The 3,811-nt window shown below is 68.4% G+C and carries 1 protein-coding gene; it reads left to right on the top strand.

Annotated elements, in window-relative coordinates:
* Positions 1–3,811, top strand: a 3,811-nt coding sequence (locus EHO01S_RS16835; RefSeq protein WP_024525035.1) for a beta strand repeat-containing protein, incomplete at both ends; no start/stop codon positions are given.

Genomic DNA, 3,811 nt, shown 5'->3' with positions numbered 1-3,811 from the left:
GGAAACACCTTCGGCGAGCGCATCCGCATCGACACCGGTCGGCTGCTCAATGCCGGAGGCACGCTTATTGCCACCGGCGCCGACCTGCTGGTGGTCAGCGCTTCCGACGGCGTGGACAACCGCGGCGGCACCCTCGCCGGCAACGGCGCGCTGGATCTCCAGAGCGGTTCGCTGGCCAATCGCAACGGCACAGTGCAAGCGGCAGGTGATGCCGCCTCATACATCGATGTGACGCGCACCCTGGACAACACCGATGGCACCCTGCTCGCGGCTGGCGCCACCACTATCAAGGCGGGCGAACTGGTCAACCAGGGCGGCAAGGTGCAAACCTCCAGCACCGCCGGTCTCACCGTCGATGTCGCCGGCAACCTCGACAACCGGGGCCATGGTCTCGTCGCCAGCGCCGGCAAGGCCGCGGTGACCGCCGCCGCCCTGGATAACCGCGGCGGCGCCGTCAGCGCCGCAGGCTCGTTGGGCACAACAGTGCAGCAGACGCTGGACAACCGCGGCGGCAAGCTGGTCGCAGCCCAAGACCTCACTGTGACGGCGGGCACGCTGGATAACCGTGACGCCGGCCTGGTCGTCTCCAGCGCCGGCACGCTGGCCGTGGACACACGCGACCGCACCGAGAACGCGGGCGGCACCCTGCAAGGCGGCGACGTCCGTCTGGTCAATACCGGACTCGGCAATGCCGGCGGCACGGTGCTCGGTGCCAATGTCGACGTCGATACCCGTCTGGCTTCGCTCGACAATGCCGGCGGCACCCTCGCCGGCACCACCGGCACCCTCAGTGTGGACAGCGGCGCGCTGAACAACGCAGGGGGTCTATTGCAATCGGCGCGAAGGCTGCGTGTGGACACCCACGGCCAGGCGCTGGTCAGCACCGACGCCGGCACCACCGGCGGCATCCTCAGCGGCGACACGCTGGCGCTCAGCAGCGGCAGCCTGAACAATCGCGGCGGCGTCGTGTACAGCCAGGGCGACCTGGTCGCCCGTACCGGCGACATCGACAACAGCGCCGGCCAGCTCGGCAGCAACGCCAATGTCGATATCGCGGCCACCACGCTCAGCAACGGTGGCGGCCGAGTCCAGGCCGGCCAGAGCCTGAGCGCCGCCCTGTCCGGCGTGGCGGACAACCATGGCGGGCTGCTGGTCGCGGGCGACGACCTGAACGTCAACGCCGCGCAGATTCTCAACCGCGACACGCAAAGCGCTGACGCCAGCAAGCCCCTGGGCTTGCAGGGCGATCGCCTGGTGCTGTCGGCCGATCGCGTCGACAACAGCGCCGGCACCCTCGCCGCCGACAACCACATCGGCATCCGCGGCGCGGGCGCCGGCAGCGTCCTGGACAATACGCGCGGCACCGTCACCTCGGGCGGCAGCATTGCGGTGACAGTCAACCGGGTGCTCAACCAGCTCGGCACGCTGCTGGCCGGCAAGTCGCTCAGCGTGACCGCCGACAGCCTGCGTGGCGACGGCAGCCTGCTGTCCAGGGGCGACCTGAGCCTCATCCTCCAGCAGGACTTCACCAGCCTCAGGGCAATCACCGTCAACGGCCGCGCGCTCATCAGCACCGCCGGCCTGCTGGCCAACCACAGCCTGCTCCAGGCCGGCGACCTCGAAGTGCGCGCCGCCAACGTCAACAACACCGCCACCGGTGAAATGCGCGGTGGCCGTACCACCGTCGTTGCACGCGACACCCTGACCCAGCGTGGCCTCATCGACGGCAGCCAGACCCACATCGAGGCCGGCATGCTCGATAACGTCGGCACTGGCCGCATCTACGGCGACCACCTGGCCATCAAGGGCGGCGCGGTCAATAACCGCGAGGAGGGCGACCGCGCCGCCGTCATCGCCGCGCGTCAGCGGCTGGACATCGGCGCCAGCGTCATCAACAACCGCGAGCAAGCGTTGATTTTCAGCGCGGGCGGCGGCAGCGATGCCCTGAACATCGGCGGCACGCTCGACGCGAACGACCAGGCAACCGGACGCGCCAGCCTCATGCTCAACGACAGCGCCACTATCGAGTCACTGGGCGGCCTGACCCTTGACACCCGTCGCCTGCTCAATCGCAACCTGCACTTCAGCACGCTACTGGCGCAGGTCGGAGGCCCCACGACGTACCTCTACATCCAGCCGCAGGGTGACCCCAACAGGCACAACGCTGACGAATACCGCTGGGAGAACTGGAGTCGCGCTGGACGCTATATCCACAAGGAAACGGGCGCGGAAGTCCGCGCCTGGACGCAGTTCGAGGTCACCCAGACCGAGTTCGCAACGCAGATCACCGAAAGCGCGCCGTCCATGATCCGCGCTGGCAGCAATATGACCTTGCGCGGCGACGAACTTGTCAACGACAAGAGCCAGATTATCGCTGGCGGCATCCTGCAAGGCGATTTGGACCGGCTGAACAACGTTGCCGCCTTCGGCGAACACATCACCCGGCAGAGTGGCACCAGCCAGTACACCTACAACAAGTGGCGTGGCGGCTTCAGACGCTATCACCAGCGCAACTGGGACGCCAAGATAGCCTACAACCCCGCCGACATTGTGGAGACGGTCGTCCTGGACGTCTCCAGGGTCGTGCAGAACGCGTCTGGCGGCGGCAGCGGCTATAACGTTGGTGACCGCCAGACCGCTCAGGTCGGTGGCACCGTGGGCGGCTCCGTGGGCGGTAGCGCCAGCGCGAACGGCGGTGCCGGCCAGAAACAAATCACCGAAGTCCAGGTTAAGGTGAACGGCGTGAGCGCCCCGGGCACCGCCACGGGCGGCCAGGTCAGCGGCGGCAACGGACCGGTGCTGATCAAGGAACAAGCCGTGGCCGGCAACAGCGCTCCGGGCAAAGCCCAGGCCGATGACATCAGGACGCTTGCAGGCCCCGGCGCCAGCCAGGGAACGGCGGTCGATACGCTGACCGGCCGCAACGGCCCCGACAGCCCGCAAGGCGGCTCGGTCGCCGGCGCGAGCGGCGACGCGCCGATGGTCATCCGCACCGTCCAGGTGGACACCGGGGTGCCCGCCAACAGCCTGTTCCGCACCGTCCCCACTGCCGGCGGCTATCTCATCGAAACCGACCCGCGTTTCACCGACTACCGCAACTGGCTCAGCTCCGACTACATGCTGGCCCGGCTCGGCTATGACCCGGCCAGCGTGCACAAGCGCCTGGGTGACGGCTTCTACGAACAGCAGCTGGTACGCGACCAGATAGGGCAACTGACCGGCCGCCGTTTCCTCGACGGCTACGCCGACGACGAAGCGCAATACCGCGCCCTGCTGGAAGCCGGCGCCACCTATGCGAAGGCGTGGAACCTGCGCCCCGGCGTGGCCCTCAGTGCCGCGCAGATGGCCCAACTCACCAGCGACATCGTCTGGCTGGTAGAGCGCGACGTGATGCTTGCTGACGGCACCATCACCCGCGCCCTGGTGCCCCAGGTTTATGTCCGGGTGAAGCCCGGCGACCTTGACGGTCACGGCACCTTGATTGCCGCCCGCGCCGTCGACCTCAACCTCAAGGGCGATTTGCGCAACGCCGGCACCATCGCCGGGCGCACCGCCGTGAAACTCACCGGCGAGAGCCTGCGCAACCTGGGCGGAGGCATCTCCGGGGAGGCGCTGGCGCTCTCGGCACGTAACGACATCGACAACATCGGCGGTGCCCTGGATGCCACCTCCACGCTCCTGCTCAAGGCCGGTCGCGACCTCAACGTCGCCAGCACGACCCGCAGCGCCGCCAGCCAGGCCGGGCGCAGCGATTTCAGCCGCACCAACCTCGACCGCGTGGCGGGGCTCTACGTCACCAGCCCCGGCGGCA

The organism is Edwardsiella hoshinae NBRC 105699 = ATCC 33379 (assembly GCF_000474215.1).
Lineage (GTDB): Bacteria > Pseudomonadota > Gammaproteobacteria > Enterobacterales > Enterobacteriaceae > Edwardsiella > Edwardsiella hoshinae.
Note: the sequence above shows the minus strand (reverse complement) of the source record. Positions and strands in the feature narration are given on the sequence as shown.